Below are 17,360 nucleotides of genomic sequence, written 5' to 3' on the forward strand. Positions count from 1 at the left end.
ATGAGGAAGAAAGTGTTATTAGATTTAGAAAGATTAAGGTACCCTAATTCAGGAATTGCAAATGTCTTTAGGAACCTTGTTCTTGGTTTGAAAGAATTGGAGGATAATGAGAAAGTCAAGGTAGCGATATATGGTCCAAAAGAAACGCTAGAGAGTTTAAATACTGGTTTGATTGTAGTAGCTCGAAAAGCCATACATAAATTAATCTCTTTTTATACATTCAAATATTCTGTGTTACACACAAGTCATCAATTGTCTTCTTATTTTCATTATAAATATAAGTCGCAAAAAAAAATTGTGACTTTACATGATCTAAATTTTTTACATGAAGATATTTCAATAAAAAAATATAACAAAGAATTAAAAAAAGTAAAAAAGAATATTGAGAATTCTAATGTTATTGTTTGTATATCTGAGTTTACAAAACAAGATTTATTAGATAATTTAAAACTATTCAATTTTAAACTTGAACCAGAAATTGTTGTAATTCATAACGGAATGCAATTTCCTGATTTGAAACTTTATCCCCTTGGGAGATTTGAATTTTTGAAAAATAAAAAATACATATTGAATATAGGAGTACTATTTCCGAAAAAGAATCAGTTAACTTTAATCCAAATGTTGCCACATATTCAAGAAGATTTGGTTTTAGTGGTTTCGGGAGAAAAGGAAGAGTATAAAAAAGAATTATTTGCAGAAGCTAATAAATTAGGTGTAGAAAATCGTATTCATATCGTTAGAAATATTTCAGAACAAGAGAAGTGGGGGTTAATTCAAAATTGTACTTCAATGTGTCATCCGTCTTTGGCGGAGGGTTTCGGTATTCCTCCGATAGAAGCTATGTATTTTGGTAAACCTGTGTTTTTGAGTAACCGTACCAGTTTACCTGAAATTGGAGGTAGTGTTGCTAATTATTTTTCTTCTTTTGAAACGGACAAAATGTTAGAGGTTTATAAAAACGGAATGCAAACATATCAGCAAAATAAAGTTAATCAAGAGAAAAATTTAAATTCTTGGGCAAAGAGGTATGATTATTTGGTGATGGCTAAAAATTATATGGAATTATATAAGAGAGTTTCTTAGTTTTTGGTTGTGATTAAATCAAAAGCATTCTCGAACTTTTGTAGAATAACATCCCAAGAATAGTTTTTAATAACGTAACTATATCCATTTTCTCCAATTCTTTTTTTGTCTTCAATAGATAATGATAATAGCTTGTTAACTTGGTTTTTAAAAGTAGTTATTGTAGAATATGTATAGCCCGCTGAACTTTCGTTAATATGGTTTCTAAGGACTTCACAATGGTGATTTGCAATCACGGGTTTTTTATGAATCATTGCTTCTAAGGTTACTAAAGACAAACTTTCAAATCTTGAAGGAATAATTAAAGCTAACGAGTTAGATAATAATTTATATTTATGTTGTTCAGAAACAAAGCCCGTAAAAATAACATTGTCACTTTCTTTTAATTTAGTATTGTTTTTTCCAACTAAAACCAGCTTGAGTTTTTTATCAAAGTTTGTTGCATTAAAATAATTTACAAGCTCTTCGCACCCTTTAGCACCTTCAATACGACCTATATAAATGAGGTAGTCAAAATCATAATTATAAAAGTCGTCGTCCTTAGTTTTCTGTGTGACAATAATTTCGTCTATTCCTATTCCCGCAATATCATTGGATTTTGTATGACGACTAAAGTTGGATTCAATGAGTTTTTTTTCTGAAGAGGTATTATATAAAATGTGTTTAGGGAGAGAAAAAAGATTTTTATAGGGCAATGTATATAATAACGGTTCGTCATGAGCTGTTGGTATAAAAATACTTTTTTCTGATACTAGGGGGAGTGCTGTGACTGTAGGGTAGAATAAATAAGTGAAAAATATAAAACAATCGTAATTGTCTTTTTCTTTGATAATGTGTTTAATTAAATCTGGACAATATGGACCTTGTTGTTGTAGCCAATTCTCGGCATCTTTTTCACTTGGAGAAAAAATAGCAGTATGTCTCTTGATAAAGTTTAATAATTTAAGGATTTTTAATGCTTTTTGGAGTTTAGTTTCTTCTAGTATCACTCTTCGAGATTTTCTAAACAATTTCGCATTTTGTTTGGTAGATTTGAATCTTAGCACGGGAACATGATTTACAATATTATCTGAAGTGGAATAATGATCCTCCCAAGTATTGCTGTTAATCGCGCAAGTGGTTAGTATAGTTATACTATGGTTTTTAGATAGTTTTTCGGCTAATAATCGAGCATGATATTCTGCACCTCCGTTGACCTCTAGACCATATCTTTGTATAACGATTGCTATTTTCTTCAAAACGATTACTTTTTAAGGTTAAAGGCTTCATTTAGTCTTTTAGAAACAACTGTTTTACTTAAAGTTTCTTCAAAAAAAGAGATTGCATCTCGTTTTGTAGAAGTATATAAAATTTTGTCTGATAACAACTGAGTTATGTTATTTGCGAATTCTATTTCAGACTCTGTAACAAGACAACCATTTTTAGTTTTGTTGAGCAACCCGTCTACTCCTCTTTGGTTACATACTACAGGTAATCCGTAGGATAATGCCTCCACTACTTTTATTTTTAATCCTGTTCCGCTAAGCATTGGGCAAAGACAGATTTTAGAATTTGAATAATACTCATCTAAACTTTCTGCAAATTCTATTTTATCAATATTTGGGTGCTCATCAATATGATTGCAAATTTTTCCAATAATGGTAATGTTAATATCGATGTTTAAAAGGGGGTATACAAATTCTAAAAACCATTTTATTGATTTTACATTATGTGGGTTGTCAGAGGCGATATATAACAAATCGATTTCCGCTTCAAAACTATGAGCTGTCTTTTTAGATGCGGTTCCATGTGGAATTAAACGAACCGATTTATCAATTAGAAATTGACTAAAAAGAAAGTGTTCTTCTATTGAAATAGCCCAAATTTCATCGAATAAGGTTAAGGCATTTATTTCTTTTTTGAAGTAATAGCCTATATCAAAATGGGATTGATTTTGATATTGAGATGTAATAAAATCATGGGTATCAATAATTAATCTTGAATTCGGAGCTATTTTCTTAATATGCTTAATCAGGCCAGCCCAGTTGCTGTATGAAATAATAATTATGTCGTAGTTGTTCTTCAACTTTGATTCGAATAATTCTAAATGTCCTTTTTTTATGCTGTTTACATCAAGGATTGATAAATATCGAGTCTTCCAAAATATTTTTAAAATGCCTCGAGTTAGTTTTACTAAAAGAAAATAGGAGATTGCTTGTCTGATATTAGAAATATTTTTTTTAAGTAACCATCCCTCATTAATAAGGCCTTGTGATTTTAAATCGAACATGTCTTTTTCAGAGTAATCATAATTCGATACGCCTATAAGGTCAAGGCTGAAATTTTTAGTCTTGAAATATTTTAATAATGAATTTGCCCTTTTGTTGTTTCCCTTCACTAAGTTTAAAGGGTTTTCAGGATAGAAATAAAGAATTTTTTTCATCAAAGTAACAGCGTAAAGTTTTAGTAAAAACTAAAGGGCTAAAGTAGTAATTCTATTTAAATTTTATACTTTGCAAAAAAAAATATTATGGTTTCCCAACAGGTCTCAATTATCATACCATGCTATAATTGTGAAAAATTAATAAATAAAACAATTCAAAGTATATATAAGCAGTCATATGTAAATTGGGAATGTATCATGGTGGATGATGGAAGTACTGATGCTACTAAAGAAAATCTTTTAGTCTGGGAAAAACGAGATGAAAGGTTTAAGTATGTTTATCAAGATAACCTAGGTTTATCTGGAGCGCGAAATACAGGTTTGGAGAAGGCGAATGGAGAATTTGTTTATTTTATTGATGCTGATGATTTATTAGATGATAATACGATAGAAAGCTTACTCAGTTACACTTCAATTGATATTGATATTGTGTTTGGTCGATGTGCAGAAACTTCGGGTCAAAATAAAGATATAATTGGATTAATGCCTCATGAACTAGAGATCAATAAGGTTTTTAATAACGTAGAAGGTTCATTGATTAAGATGGTTTTAGAAAATGACTTGGTCTGTGTAGCATGGAATAGGTTGTATAGAAATGCTTTTTTGAAACAAAATAAATTGAGGTTTCTTGATGGGGTATTGCATGAAGATGAACTGTGGTTTTTCGAAACATTGTTTTACGCAAAGGCAATTATTTTGGGAGATAAGGTTACTTACTTCTATAATAAAGGAAACGAAACTTCAATTACAAGTTCATATGGAATAAAAAATATAAATGCCTATTTAAGATTGACAACTTTTATATATAACGAATATTATTTGTCAAAAAAAGGAGAAAGATATTTGGACATTATAGCGTCTTATCTAATTCGATTGAAAAAAGAAATTGTTTCCTCGCTTTTTGAAAAGATAACCTATTCTGATAGAAATCTAGCTATAGATAATATTCAGAAAGCATTTATGATATTAAAAGTAGAAAGGACAAAAAGAGTGCTAAATAAGAGAATTGAAAAATCATTTTATTTGTTTCAAACGTTGTCTATATATTCAATCAATGTGATTGTTTGGTGTTACTCAAATGAGAGACATAGATCGATATGGAATAAAATTAAATTTAAATTTTACAAAAAAACAGCCTTGCTGATAAATGCAATTACAAGAAAAACCCAAAAGTTTTATTAGAATCATTATAAAATAAATTAAAAAGGGTTCTTCAAAATGGATATCTTTGTTTATTCTCATTAATAAATAAATGAAAAAACAATCTTTAGTATATATAACCCGACCTCTTGAGCTAATTGGAGCAATTGAGGCCAGAGAACAGTTTGTGATCTCAAATGCAACACTGATAATTCATTATGATAAAGTAGATGTAAAAACTCATGAGTTTTTATTAAAACACTATCCTGAATGGGATGAAGTTATTTGGTTAGAGTTAGATGGTACTTACTATGGTGAAAGATGGGTGAAGCTTCTAAAAAAACTTCAGAAAAATGAATATGAATTCTTTTTATCTCGTTCTTTCAGAACGTCTGCTTATTTTGTGCATAATTTAAAATATGAAAAACTATTTCTTTTAGATGATGGTGCTGCAACTATTAATATTTATAAAACTTTAGTAAGAGAAGGAAACTTAACCAATAGGTTTCATCTTTTTAAAGGTGAAGAAAATGACCAAATAAGATCTAGACAAAAAAAGATAATGTTTAGATATCGTTTGCAAAGGATTGTTGTACATAAACCAATTGAATATGTGAACTTTTTTACTTTCTATGAGATTGAAGGTAATGAGTATTGCTCGGTTATAAAAAATAATTTCAATTGGCTTAATAGTTTCAAAACATCGAATATAGAAGTTTTAAAAGGAGTTGTGTATTTTATCGGTAATAATGCTATCAATGAAGGTGTTTTAAAGTACTATGATTATCTACAGACCTTAGTTAAAGTTAAAGAGGAGTTTAAAGATAAAGAACTTTATTACTTACCACATCCAAATGAAGATGAGGGTTTTTCAAGACTTATAGAGTCGAGTTTAGGTTTTAAGATAAAAAAGAATAAAATTAATATTGAATTATCGTTTTTAGTAGAAAATAAGGTTCCCGAAATTGTAACTGGGACTGTCTCTACAGCATTAACAACGTTGAGTTTTTTATATGGTGATATGATATCTGTTGAGTATTTTAATTTGGATATGGATAAAGTGTCTAAAAGATGGGAGAAGCAAATAAAAGCCATGTATGCATATCAAAAAGAGAAGTTAAAAGAACATGTATTGAACTATGACTAAACAAAATATAGGAATCGTTATTCAAGCAAGATTAGGATCTTCAAGGCTGCCAGGTAAAATTATTAAACCATTTTATAAAGATACATCAGTATTAGATATTTTGCTTGAAAATTTAAAAAAACTAGGTGATTTTCCTATTGTTTTAGCAACTAGTAATTCTATCAAAGATGAAGCATTAAAGCCTATTGCGGCAAAACATAATATACTTTTTTATCAAGGAAATGAGCAAGATGTATTGTCTAGATTTTTGGACGTTTCAGATAAATATGGTTTCTCTACAGTGATTCGTATCTGTTCGGATAATCCGTTTTTACAAATGAAATTTTTAAAACAGCTTATTCAAGAATTTCAAGAGAATAAACTTGACTACCTAAGCTTTCATAATGGTTTCAATATACCTGTGATAAAAACACATTTTGGATTGTTTGGAGAAATTATTAAGGTAAAAGCATTAAGAAGAGTAAGTGAGCTAACTTCGGATAAGTTATATATTGAACATGTTTCAAATTATATATATACACATCCAGAATTGTTCCAAATTAGCTTAATCGAAGTTCCGGCATTTTTATCTAAAAGAACCAACCTTAGATTTACATTAGACGATCAGCAAGATTTTGATTTGTTGAAAGTACTTTACAATAAATATCATAATGAATTACATAGTTCCATTGAAGAATTAGTTAGTTTTGTAGATTCAAAGCCTGACTATTTAAAGATGATGGTAAAAAACATTGAAAAACATAGCAAATGACATATATAATTGGTGAAATAGGTCAAAATCACAACGGTAGTGTAGAATTAGCAAAACTACTGATTGATATTTCTTCTAGGCCTGTAGTTGATGATCTGTTTGGAATGAAACTGAACAGTATGGATGCTGTTAAATTGACAAAAAGAGATTTGAGTCAGGAACTGTCAAAATCTCAAATGGATAGACTTTATGATACTCCAAACTCTTTTGGGAGAACTTATGGTGAACATAGGGAGTTCTTAGAGTTAAATGACGAAGAACATTTTGAATGTTATAAATATGCCAAAGAAAAAGGAATTGACTTTGTTGAGACTCTATGCGCTATTGGTTGTATGAGTGTTTTAAAATTATTTACACCAGATAAATTAAAAGTAGCTTCTAGAGATTTAACTAATTTACCACTGCTATCTGCATTGGCGGAAACAAAAATCCCAATAATTCTTTCCACAGGGATGGCTGGGCAGAAAGAATTAGATGAAGGCTTGAATGAAATTACAAGGTATCATTCGGATATTTCTATCTTACATTGCGTATCTGAATATCCAACTAAATATGAAAATGTAAATTTAAACACTCTTAAATTTTTACAAGAAAATTATCCTAATTATTCAATTGGTTATTCAGATCATTCAATTGGTATTGCAACACCATTAGCGGCGGTTGCAATGGGAGCTGAGATTATTGAAAAGCATATTACAATTGATAGAAAGATGAAGGGTACAGATCAGGCTGGGTCATTAGCAATTGATGGTATCAATAGGATGGTGAGGGATATTAGAAACCTTGAATTATCTTTTGGGAAAAAAGAGATGTTTATTGAAGAGTCTGTTGTAGTTGCTAGAGAAAAATTAGAAAGATCAGTAGCTACAAATAAGTCGCTGAAAAAAGGACATGTGCTTACAGAAGAAGATATTCATTTGTTGAGTCCAGGTGACGGAGTAAAATGGTCAGAAAGAAATACTATTCTTGGTAAAAAATTAATCTCTGACTTGTCTATTGATGAAATTATTTACACAAAAAATACCAACTAATGAAGTTACCTAAATTGATTTTAACGGATATTGATGGTGTTTGGACTGATGGAGGTATGTTTTATGACGAGACAGGAAATGAATTTAAAAAATTTAATACCTATGATAGTGCAGGTGTTCTGTTTTGTAAGTTGTTAGATATTCCTGTAGGTATTATTACTGGTGAAGCGACTCTTTCAGCAAAAAGAAGAGCTGAAAAATTACAAGTAGATTATTTTTTTTCTGGAATTAAAAATAAAATTGAAATCGTCAATAATTTATGTATTGAATTAGATATTGATATTTCTGAAGTAGCCTATGTAGGTGATGATATTAATGACTATGATTTGCTTAAAATTGTCGGTTTTAGCGCAGCACCTTCAAGTGCTCCAAAATATATCAGTAGTGAAGTGGAATTGGTACTTTCAAAAAAAGGAGGAGAAGGAGTCTTTAGAGAGTTTGTTGAGGTGATTCTTGATGAATCTGGAGTTGATATTATTACTTTGTTAAAAGATAAAGGGAGGCTTGTTTCAAAGATTAACAGACAATAAAATATACAGTGTCAAATAATGGATGAATTTGTTTTTGATAAATCAACCTTGAATTCTGATAAAAGAAAAGATGGTGTTGCCGCGTTTATGCGGATAAAAAATGGTGAAGACTTTCTGGAAGAAACCATAGAGTCTCATATTGAGTTTTTTGATGAGATTATAGCTTGCTATAATTGTTGTTCTGATAGTACAGAATCTATCTTATTAAGGCTTCAAGTGAAATACCCAGAGAAATTAAAGGTTTATCATTATTTACCTGAAGTATTTCCTCCGGGTTCTGATTTACATAAAGTGACGGCAGCCAACTCTGTGAATAGTTTGGTTAATTATTACAATTTTGCCTTGTCTAAGACCACTTATAAAATAGTAACAAAGTTAGATGATGATCATATTGCTATTGGGAAAAATCTAAAAAAGGCTATGGATTATATTCGGGCAGATTATAATAGAGAAGAGTTAATGGTTTTTTCGGGATTAAATTTATTGAAAGAAAAGGATTATGTTGGGGTATATAATAATGCATATTTTGGAGGTGTTGGTGATCATTGGTTTTTTAGAGTTACTTCTGAAACATACTTTATACACGATCTTAGGTATGAAGTATTACAACATCCTTTTGAAAAAGTTAAATATGTAGGTTTGCTGTATTTCCATTTAAAATTTTTAAAACCCAATTACGGTTTTGGCAATTATAATTTTCAAGAGAATCCTAATAGTAGATATAAAGATATTTTTGAGGATTTTTTGAGTAATAAAGAATTTGTTTCTGTTGATGGTTTTCTAAAGAAAGCAAAAAAACCAAGTAATTTTGTGTCTAACTTTTATAGTAAACTATTTAAGAAAATTAAATACAAATTAAAGTTTAAATACAAAGAAACCTTTGAGTTAGATAGAGCCTTAAGTTTGTATTTAGATTTAAAGAACGGTTTAAAAGAGCTTAAAGAGATTCAAGAAAAGAGTTAAATTTCCTTAATATCTTTTATGTATTTAATACAAATTCAATTTTAATCTTTCTTGAAAAGAATAAAAATTGATAGTTTTATTTGTGGAATTCTAATATCTGTATTGTATTTTTTTAAAAAAAACGTCGAGTATTTCTAAGTTTTTTTGAAATATTTGGTGGTTTTTATCCCTCTAGCTGCTGTAAGCTCACCAAATTAGTATAGGTTCCATTCAAAGTCAACAATTCTTCATGAGTTCCTTGTTCAACTATTTCTCCTTTTTTCATAACCACTATTAAATCCGCGTTTTGAATTGTTGATAATCGATGCGCAATCACTAACGAAGTTCTATTTTCCATCATTTTCTCAATGGCATCCTGAACTAATTTTTCTGATTCTGTATCTAGTGCCGAAGTAGCTTCATCCAAAATCATGATAGGAGGGTTTTTCATAACTGCACGAGCAATTGAAATTCGTTGTTTTTGTCCTCCAGAAAGCATCCCCCCACTATCACCAACGGGACTTTCGTACTGGTCAGGAATTTCCATAATAAAATCATGTGCATTCGCTACTTTGGCTGCTTCAATCATTTTTTCTTTGTCTGGATTGTTAATTCCCAAGGTGATATTGTTTGCAATGGAGTCATTGAAAAGAATAGAGTCTTGAGTTACAATTCCCATTTGACTTCTAAGTGAAGTGGTAGTTACATCTTTAATGTTGATCCCGTCTATTGTTATTTTTCCTTCATTCACATCCCAAAAGCGTGTTATTAAATTTGCTAAGGTAGACTTTCCGCTACCAGACTGCCCAACCAATGCAATCTTTTTTCCTTTAGGTATGGTCAATGAAAAGTTTTTTAGAACATATTCATCCTTGTACTTGAAAGAAATATTATCAAATTTAACTTCATGGTTGAAACCATTGAGTGATTTACTGTTGATACTATTTATCATTGGGTTGACAGTGTCTAATACTTCAAAGACTCTTTGTGCTGCAGAATTTCCTATTTTAACAGCATTACTCGCTTTGGAAATCGCTTTAGCAGGAGTTAGTATGTTGTACGCTAGCCCCATAAAAGCGAGGAAAGTACCTGCCTTTAAACTTCCTTCAATTAAAACCATTTTACCTCCAAACCATAGGAGTGATGCAATGGTAGCAATACCAAGAAATTCACTCATTGGAGATGCTAATGCATTACGTTTGGATAAGTCATTACTAAGTTTTTTTATACGAGAATTGAACATATCATATTTTTTTGAAAAGAATGTTTCCGAGTTAAAAGCTTTGATTACCCTTAACCCAGAAATTGTTTCTTCAATAATACTTAGCATTACGCCACCTTCTTTAAATAAAGTAGCGGATTGGCTTTTGATTTTTTTACTAACTAAAGAGATAAGCCAACCAGATACGGGAATAAATGTGAAAACAAATAGAGATAATTTTGGACTTAAATTCACCATAAATATTAAAGTAAATATTATATTCAAAGGCTCTCTAATAATTACGATGGATAAATTTAGAAATGTTTCATTTATAGTTCCAACATCTCCCGTTGCCCGCGCGATTGTGTCACCTTTTCTTTTTTCAGAAAAATAAGAAACAGGAAGACTGATGATTTTTTCATAAATCTCATTACGTAAATCCTTTAAAACTGCGTTTTTAAGAAAAACCATGAATAATCCGCCTAAGTATGCGAAAATGTTTTTTAAGAAAAACACAAGTACAACACCAAAAACCATATAAGCAAGTGTACTTTCAGGACCTAGATTCTCAGTATTTGTTGTAATCAAATAATTTAAATAATTTTCTAAATATTCCTTATCTATACTAGTAAAATCGTTTAAAATAGGTTGCTTGTATATTTTTTCGGTATCACCAAATAATACGTTCAACATTGGTATTAGAGCTAAGAACGATAAAGCAGAAAATAAAGCATATAATATATTTAAGATAATACTTGTTATGCCCAGCCACTTATAAGGAATAGCGTATTTTAAAAACCTTTTGAAATATTTCATTTATTTGTATTTACAATTGTCAAAAACCATTACTATGTGAAAAGTGATAATTGCATAGCGTCGTTTTAGAACTGACAAATATACCATTTTACTAGAACTTTGTTTCTTTCCTGTGTTAATCTTTTCGAAAAGTATGGCCCGTTATTTTGTTTGAAAAGTTATATTTTTGTGGCATGAATAATTTGGTAGAAAAAATAAATAATAAGGAGGTAATTCTTTATCCAACAGATACCGTTTGGGGACTTGGTTGTGATGCAACTGACGAAATTGCGGTAAATAAAATATTTAAAATTAAAAATAGAGCGGAAAGTAAAAGTTTAATCATTCTAGTTAACTCTATTGAAATGCTGCAGGAATATGTTGATGCAATTCCTAAGGAGGCGATTGATATTTTAAATGTTGCCACTCGTCCTACAACGATTATTTATAATAATCCAAAAGGACTGGCAAAGAATGTAGTTGCTTCAGATAATACGGTTGCTATAAGGATCGTCAAACAAGATTTTTGCGAATCACTTCTTAAGAAGCTTGGAAAACCAATTGTTTCGACTTCAGCGAATGTAAGTGGAGAAGCTACGCCAAAAACCTTTTCAGAAATAAGCCAAGCAATTTTGGATAGCGTAGATTATGTGGTAGATTTGCAGCACGATTCGAAAAGTGACAAATCGTCCAGAATATTGAAAATTAATACAGACGGTACCATCGAAGTGATTAGAGATTGATATATGCATCCGAACGATTATAAAAAAGCCTTACAACACGCAATTTTCCCATATATAACAGAAGCTACAGAATTACTAAACTTAAAGAGTTTTGTAATAGGTGGTTTTGTAAGAGATTTTATTTTACAGCGTGGAATTACGAAAGATATTGATGTAGTTGCGGTTGGGAGTGGGATAGAGTTAGCGAAGAAAGTAGCTCAGTTATTGCCAACAAAGCCAAAAGTTCAAGTTTTTAAAACGTATGGAACTGCAATGTTACGATACAATGATGTGGAAATTGAATTTGTTGGAGCTCGAAAAGAGTCTTATACTGAAAATAGTAGGAACCCCAAAGTATCAACAGGATCATTACAAGATGATCAGAATAGAAGAGATTTTACAATCAATGCGATGGCATTGAGTTTGAATAAAGATACTTTCGGTGACTTGTTAGATCCATTTAATGGAGTTGATGATTTGGAATCTAAAATTATTAAAACTCCATTAAATCCTGATATTACCTATTCTGATGATCCGCTTAGAATGATGCGTGCGATTCGTTTTGCAACACAATTGAATTTTCAGATTGAAAAGGAATCATTGGATGCAATACATAGGAATTGTGAAAGAATTGATATCATTACTAAAGAACGAATTGTAGTTGAACTTCAAAAGATAATGGAATCTCCAATTCCTTCAATCGGTTTTCTTTTATTGGAGAAAACAGGACTTTTACAACGATTAATTCCTGAATTGACCGATTTAAAAGGGGTAGATGAACAGGATGGACAAAAGCATAAAGATAATTTTTATCATACTTTGGAAGTTGTGGATAATATTGCTCCTAATACCAAGGATGTCTGGTTACGATGGGCTGCTTTATTGCATGATATAGGGAAAGCGCCGACAAAGAGATTTGATAAAAAGAATGGTTGGACTTTTCATGCTCATGAGTTTGTAGGATCTAAAATGGTATATAAATTATTCAAAAGGTTAAAAATGCCGTTGAATAATAAGATGAAATTTGTGCAAAAGATGGTTCTGTTAAGTTCTCGTCCTATTGTACTAGCAACGGATGTAACTGATTCTGCGGTAAGAAGATTGATCTTTGATACTGGAGAAGATTTGGATAGTTTAATGACCTTATGTGAAGCTGATATTACAACGAAAAACCCTGTTAAATTTAAAAGGTATCACAACAATTTTAAGCTTGTAAGGGATAAGGTAAAAGAGGTAGAAGAGAGGGATAGAGTTAGAGATTTTCAACCACCAATTTCGGGTGAGCTGATCATGGAAACTTTTAACTTAAAGCCTTGTAGAGAAATCGGTCAGATAAAGGATGCTATCAAAGAAGCTATTTTAGATGGTGAAATTCCAAATGAATATGATGCTTGTTTTGAATTTATGATTAAAAAAGGAGAAGAACTTGGTTTGGATTAATACGGAAGGTAAGTATGGAAATAATACAAGTAATAGATCAATTAGGTGTAGGAGGAGCTGAAAGAGTTTGTGTAAACATAACAAATTTACTTCATAGGAATTGAAATTCTGTAAAACTTATTGTTTTAAAGGATCAAGGTGAATTATTCGATTTATTGGATGATGACATAGAAGTAATTCGATTACAGAATAAGAGTAAATTTAAAAAGTATAAAGAATTCGTAAAACAGGTAAATGGTGGTTCCGTTGTACATGTACATATGAGAGCACCTTATCTTTTGTACAAAAAGCTTTTTCGCTAAATGGAGGACGGAAGCCTATTATTTTTCATGATCATTATGGTAAAATAGAGGTAAATCAAAACGTCGCACTTTTTTATAAGTTATTTAAACCAGACCTATATATAGGTGTTTCAAAATTATTAGTTGATTGGGCGATTTCAAAAATGAGAATGGAGTCAGAAAAAAGCTTTGTTAATAAGTAACATAGTTTTTAAATATGATATAATTAAAAAAGAGACTCTTAATAGGAAAAAAGGTATTGTATTTGTAGGGAACTTGAAAGAAGTTAAACACCATATATTTGCAATAAAACTAGCTCGTAAACTAGGTATGGATTTAACGATATATTGTTGTAAAGATGAAGGGAGTGATTATTTCAAATCTTTAAAGAGAGATATACAGGAAAATTATAGTAGTCAGAAAATAAATTTTATTTTTGATCATAAAAATGTACAAAATGATTTATATAAATATGATTTAGCGGTTTGTACGTCTATATCTGAATCAGGACCATTGGTTTTGTTAGAATATTTAGCTCAAGAAATTCCTTTTTTAACTTATAAAACTGGGCAAATAGCTGATTTTGTAGAAGAGAAATTACCAGATTTTGTAATTGATAACTTTGTATTAGAGGATTGGGTAGAAAGAATTAATTTAATCTTTCAATTGAAAGATAAATATGAATTGATGACAGTGTTTCAAGAGTATTGGGATAAAGAAAATTTTATTGAAAGGTATATGAATCTTTATAAGAAAATACTGAATCCTTAAATCCAGTTAAAGAACTAATTTTTTTTCTTAAAAAAATGTTTTCACATATCTAATGTTATTGTGATAGTATTTGCAAGGGGGTTACGAATTAATAAGAATAAGCAGTTTTTCAACTTTGTTTTATTTCTGAGATGATAATACTTGTTTGCCTTGTTTCCTATTTCAATAATTGAATAAAATTCTGCTTTAGTTACAAATTCTTTAAAGTGTTAAAAGCGACTTATTAGAGGTAGATATTAGGTCTACTTAATTAAAATTATAAAAATAATTTATCAATTTTATTTGAGCAATTTTTCCAAGAATACGGCATCACGCTAGAACGTGTATTTGTTTTTATTTTATCTGCTTTTTTTATTAATGCTATAACTTCAGATGCATTCGTGTGAGGATCAAATAAAAAACCGTTAGTACCATGTTCTATAATATCCTCACAAAACCCCGTTTTTGAGGCTATAGGGAAACAGTTGGAAAACATTGCTTCGAGTAAAGGAACTGGTCCTCCTTCAAGAAAAGAGGCTGAGATAAAGGTGTCTATTCTGTTATAAAGGTCTGGGTATTCCGAGTAATCAGCATTGTCTATATAAGTGAAATTCGACAAATGGGATAACTCTTCAAACTTGCGGAACTTCTCCCATAAAACGCCAATAATGTAAAAGTGTTTTTCTGGCATTCCCTTAATTATATCGAATATTAATTCCGGATTCTTTCGTTCGCTAAAAGCACAACAAAATCCAACGGCACCAGAATTTCTTTCATGTGGATAGAACATATCTGGGGAAGAAGCGATATGGATTATTTCGATTTTATGGGGTTTTATCCCAATTTCAATTAATTGCTTTTTTGTAGTAGAGTTTAGACATATAATCTTGTGAGCTTTGTTTAAACACCAACTGATATGGGTTCTACTGTAAGAGTTTGTCCAATGCTGATGCGTATACATTACTATATTTTTTCTATTTAGAATAAAAGGATTGTGACGTATGGCACGACAGAAGTAATTCGGGAATATGAAAAAATAAGCATCGGTTTTTGGTAAATTTCTCAGTTTTGCGTGAAAATAAGGTTTGGCATTCAAGTTAGAGAATTTTGAAAGCCTTCTTACCTTAGCTCCAAAAATCCAGGATTTATCGGCTTCTCTGGCTACGTAGGTGAGGGAACTAATATTAGATTGTTTATTGTCAAAAAGAAAAAATGCCTTAATGTTTGCAATAATGTATTTCCATTTATACAATAGGTTAAAAATGATTATCTCTTTAGTTTTTTGAAGGAATGACATAGAAGGTAACGTGGTAATTAATCAAATTGAATTTTTTAAAATTGGAGATAACTGCAAAAAGCCAATTGAAATATCAATTGGCTTTTTTAGTTTTTAGAAGAACTTTTTACAAGTTCAACCCTTTTATAATTCTTTGGATTTTAGCATCCAATTCGTTTTCAGTCTCCGTTGCTTTCTCTATGGAAGCACATTTTGTGTTCACGCTAAAGTAGAATTTAATTTTAGGTTCTGTTCCACTTGGTCTTGCAGCAACTCTTGTTCCGTTTTCAGTGTAAAAAATAAGAACATTAGATTTAGGCATGTCGATAACACTTTCTTCTCCAGTCAATAAGTTTTTTCTAACTGAAGTGTCATAATCGTAAACGAATTCTACTTTCTCTCCGTCAATTTCTTTAGGAGCATTGGCTCTCATGTCAACCATCATTTGTGAGATTTGAGCGGCTCCATCCATACCTTTTTTAGTGATTGAGATTAAGTGCTCTTTATAAAAACTGTGGTTTACATATAATTGTAACAATTCGTTGTAAAAAGAGCTTCCTTGTGCTTTGGCATAAGTTGCAATTTCACAAGCTAATAAAGCAGAGGTAATTGCATCTTTATCTCTTACAAAGTCACCAACCATATACCCGAAGCTTTCTTCACCACCTCCAATAAAGTTAAGTTCTGGGAAGTCAACAATCATTTTAGCAATCCATTTAAAACCAGTCAAACATATTTTAGTTTCAACGTTGTATGATGCTGCTATATCGCCAACCATATCTGTTGAAACTATAGTCGTTCCTACAAATTGTTTACCATTAAGCTTTCCTTCTTTTTGCCATTTTTTCATCAAGAAATCAGTCATTACAACCATGGTTTGGTTACCATTCAGTAATTTCATGTCTCCATCTAAATCTCTAACGGCAATACCAACACGGTCACTATCTGGATCTGTTCCTATGACAATATCAGCATCAACTTTATCTGCTAATTCTAGAGCCATTTTCAAAGCAGCTGGCTCCTCAGGATTTGGTGAGTCTACTGTTGGGAAATTTCCGTCAGGAGTACTTTGTTCTTCAACAATATGGACATTTTTATATCCTGCCTTTTTCAATGTTTGTGGCATTGCTGTGATGGAAGTACCATGTAAAGAAGTAAATACAATATTTAAATCATCACGATTTGTAAGTTCTAAGCAACCATTTTTTACAGAGGCATCTGTAAAAGCATTGTCCACATCTTCTCCAATATATTCGAGCAGATTTTCATTTGCGTCAAATTTAATTTCAGAAAATTCTAATTTATTAACCTCATTAATAATAGCAACATCATTCGGTGGTACAATTTGTCCTCCATCAGTCCAATAAACCTTGTATCCATTGTATTCTGGTGGGTTATGAGATGCGGTTAAAACGATTCCTGCAGTGCATTTTAAATAGTTAACTGCAAAAGAAAGCTCTGGAGTGGTACGCAATGCTTCAAAAAGGAAAACTTTTATTCCGTTAGCAGTTAATACATCAGCAACTGTTTTTGCAAGTGTATCACTATTGTGTCTGCAGTCATAAGCAATAACAACACTAGCATTTTTTTCGTCGTTTTTCTGTAAAATATAATTAGCAAGTCCTTGGGTTGCTTTACCTAAGGTATATTTGTTAATACGATTGGTTCCAGGTCCCATCAAGCCTCTCATACCTCCTGTACCAAATTCCAAATTTTTGTAAAAACTATCTGCTAACAGATCAGTATCTGAATCAATTAAATTTTGAACTTCCTTTTGTGTTTCATGGTCAAAAGTTGTTGCAAGCCATTTATTAGCTTCTTCGATGATGTTTTGAGTGCTCATTAGGTA

The 17,360-nt window shown here is 30.8% G+C and carries 15 protein-coding genes; 10 read left to right on the top strand and 5 right to left on the bottom strand.

Going from position 1 to position 17,360, the window contains the following annotated elements:
- Positions 1 to 1,083, top strand: a complete 1,083-nt coding sequence (locus AC2DGP_RS14945) for a glycosyltransferase family 4 protein (protein ID WP_484490865.1) — start codon at positions 1 to 3, stop codon at positions 1,081 to 1,083.
- Here AC2DGP_RS14945 and AC2DGP_RS14950 read toward each other — a convergent pair.
- Both AC2DGP_RS14950 and AC2DGP_RS14955 read right to left on the bottom strand, forming a co-directional pair.
- On the bottom strand, positions 1,080 to 2,072 hold the full coding sequence (locus AC2DGP_RS14950; RefSeq protein WP_484490866.1) for a glycosyltransferase family 4 protein: 993 nt from the start codon (positions 2,070 to 2,072) through the stop codon (positions 1,080 to 1,082). The two genes, AC2DGP_RS14945 and AC2DGP_RS14950, sit on opposite strands and share 4 nt — an antisense overlap.
- A 254-nt stretch (positions 2,073 to 2,326) precedes the next feature.
- The gene (locus tag AC2DGP_RS14955) at positions 2,327 to 3,505 is read right to left on the bottom strand and encodes a glycosyltransferase (RefSeq protein WP_484492506.1); all 1,179 of its coding nucleotides are present in this window, start codon (positions 3,503 to 3,505) and stop codon (positions 2,327 to 2,329) included.
- A gap of 87 nt (positions 3,506 to 3,592) precedes the next feature.
- Between AC2DGP_RS14955 and AC2DGP_RS14960 the strand changes: the two genes are divergently transcribed.
- From AC2DGP_RS14960 to AC2DGP_RS14985, 6 genes are all read left to right on the top strand, one after another.
- On the top strand, positions 3,593 to 4,687 hold the full coding sequence (locus tag AC2DGP_RS14960) for a glycosyltransferase family 2 protein (protein ID WP_484490867.1): 1,095 nt from the start codon (positions 3,593 to 3,595) through the stop codon (positions 4,685 to 4,687).
- A 70-nt stretch (positions 4,688 to 4,757) separates the two neighbouring features.
- Positions 4,758 to 5,792, top strand: coding sequence for a hypothetical protein (locus AC2DGP_RS14965; RefSeq protein WP_484490868.1), 1,035 nt, complete (start codon positions 4,758 to 4,760; stop codon positions 5,790 to 5,792).
- The gene (locus tag AC2DGP_RS14970; RefSeq protein ID WP_484490869.1) at positions 5,785 to 6,543 is read left to right on the top strand and encodes a cytidylyltransferase domain-containing protein; all 759 of its coding nucleotides are present in this window, start codon (positions 5,785 to 5,787) and stop codon (positions 6,541 to 6,543) included. Before AC2DGP_RS14965 ends, AC2DGP_RS14970 begins: the two co-directional genes overlap by 8 nt.
- Positions 6,540 to 7,574: an N-acetylneuraminate synthase family protein gene (locus tag AC2DGP_RS14975; protein WP_484490870.1), complete on the top strand. Its 1,035-nt coding sequence runs from the start codon at positions 6,540 to 6,542 to the stop codon at positions 7,572 to 7,574. Before AC2DGP_RS14970 ends, AC2DGP_RS14975 begins: the two co-directional genes overlap by 4 nt.
- Positions 7,574 to 8,104, top strand: coding sequence for a KdsC family phosphatase (locus AC2DGP_RS14980; RefSeq protein ID WP_484490871.1), 531 nt, complete (start codon positions 7,574 to 7,576; stop codon positions 8,102 to 8,104). The genes AC2DGP_RS14975 and AC2DGP_RS14980 overlap by 1 nt, the downstream gene beginning before the upstream one ends.
- Positions 8,105 to 8,122: 18 nt before the next feature.
- Positions 8,123 to 9,067, top strand: coding sequence for a hypothetical protein (locus AC2DGP_RS14985; RefSeq protein ID WP_484490872.1), 945 nt, complete (start codon positions 8,123 to 8,125; stop codon positions 9,065 to 9,067).
- A 163-nt stretch (positions 9,068 to 9,230) separates the two neighbouring features.
- Here AC2DGP_RS14985 and AC2DGP_RS14990 read toward each other — a convergent pair whose 3' ends face one another.
- Positions 9,231 to 11,063 (bottom strand): ABC transporter ATP-binding protein, encoded by a 1,833-nt coding sequence (locus tag AC2DGP_RS14990; RefSeq protein ID WP_484490873.1) that lies wholly within the window; start codon positions 11,061 to 11,063, stop codon positions 9,231 to 9,233.
- Between the two features lie 173 nt (positions 11,064 to 11,236).
- On the opposite strand from AC2DGP_RS14990, the gene AC2DGP_RS14995 reads away from it, so the two are divergent.
- The 3 genes from AC2DGP_RS14995 (at position 11,237) to AC2DGP_RS15005 (ending at position 14,256) form a co-directional block, all read left to right on the top strand.
- Entirely contained in the window at positions 11,237 to 11,785 is a 549-nt protein-coding gene (locus tag AC2DGP_RS14995) for an L-threonylcarbamoyladenylate synthase (protein WP_484490874.1), read from the top strand.
- Between the two features lie 3 nt (positions 11,786 to 11,788).
- Positions 11,789 to 13,204, top strand: a complete 1,416-nt coding sequence (locus AC2DGP_RS15000; RefSeq protein WP_484490875.1) for a CCA tRNA nucleotidyltransferase — start codon at positions 11,789 to 11,791, stop codon at positions 13,202 to 13,204.
- A gap of 470 nt (positions 13,205 to 13,674) precedes the next feature.
- Entirely contained in the window at positions 13,675 to 14,256 is a 582-nt protein-coding gene (locus AC2DGP_RS15005; RefSeq protein ID WP_484490876.1) for a glycosyltransferase, read from the top strand.
- Between the two features lie 256 nt (positions 14,257 to 14,512).
- On the opposite strand, the gene AC2DGP_RS15010 is transcribed toward AC2DGP_RS15005, so the two are convergent.
- A complete protein-coding gene (locus AC2DGP_RS15010) occupies positions 14,513 to 15,532 on the bottom strand; it encodes a glycosyltransferase family 4 protein (RefSeq protein WP_484490877.1) in 1,020 nt (339 codons plus the stop codon).
- 106 nt (positions 15,533 to 15,638) lie between these two features.
- Positions 15,639 to 17,354, bottom strand: a complete 1,716-nt coding sequence (locus AC2DGP_RS15015) for a phospho-sugar mutase (RefSeq protein WP_484490878.1) — start codon at positions 17,352 to 17,354, stop codon at positions 15,639 to 15,641.
- Positions 17,355 to 17,360 lie beyond the last annotated feature (6 nt).

This window comes from Flavicella sp. IMCC45537 (assembly GCF_057197705.1).

What these genes read in the sequence shown, in the direction of transcription:
- AC2DGP_RS14990 (WP_484490873.1), bottom strand. Translation starts at nt 11,063, where the DNA reads ATGAAATATTTCAAAAGGTTTTTAAAATACGCTATTCCTTATAAGTGG.
- AC2DGP_RS14980 (WP_484490871.1), top strand. Translation starts at nt 7,574, where the DNA reads ATGAAGTTACCTAAATTGATTTTAACGGATATTGATGGTGTTTGGACT.
- AC2DGP_RS14945 (WP_484490865.1), top strand. Translation starts at nt 1, where the DNA reads ATGAGGAAGAAAGTGTTATTAGATTTAGAAAGATTAAGGTACCCTAAT.
- AC2DGP_RS14985 (WP_484490872.1), top strand. Translation starts at nt 8,123, where the DNA reads ATGGATGAATTTGTTTTTGATAAATCAACCTTGAATTCTGATAAAAGA.
- AC2DGP_RS14965 (WP_484490868.1), top strand. Translation starts at nt 4,758, where the DNA reads ATGAAAAAACAATCTTTAGTATATATAACCCGACCTCTTGAGCTAATT.
- AC2DGP_RS14970 (WP_484490869.1), top strand. Translation starts at nt 5,785, where the DNA reads ATGACTAAACAAAATATAGGAATCGTTATTCAAGCAAGATTAGGATCT.
- AC2DGP_RS15010 (WP_484490877.1), bottom strand. Translation starts at nt 15,532, where the DNA reads ATGTCATTCCTTCAAAAAACTAAAGAGATAATCATTTTTAACCTATTG.
- AC2DGP_RS14995 (WP_484490874.1), top strand. Translation starts at nt 11,237, where the DNA reads ATGAATAATTTGGTAGAAAAAATAAATAATAAGGAGGTAATTCTTTAT.
- AC2DGP_RS14955 (WP_484492506.1), bottom strand. Translation starts at nt 3,505, where the DNA reads ATGAAAAAAATTCTTTATTTCTATCCTGAAAACCCTTTAAACTTAGTG.
- AC2DGP_RS15000 (WP_484490875.1), top strand. Translation starts at nt 11,789, where the DNA reads ATGCATCCGAACGATTATAAAAAAGCCTTACAACACGCAATTTTCCCA.
- AC2DGP_RS14960 (WP_484490867.1), top strand. Translation starts at nt 3,593, where the DNA reads ATGGTTTCCCAACAGGTCTCAATTATCATACCATGCTATAATTGTGAA.
- AC2DGP_RS15015 (WP_484490878.1), bottom strand. Translation starts at nt 17,354, where the DNA reads ATGAGCACTCAAAACATCATCGAAGAAGCTAATAAATGGCTTGCAACA.
- AC2DGP_RS14975 (WP_484490870.1), top strand. Translation starts at nt 6,540, where the DNA reads ATGACATATATAATTGGTGAAATAGGTCAAAATCACAACGGTAGTGTA.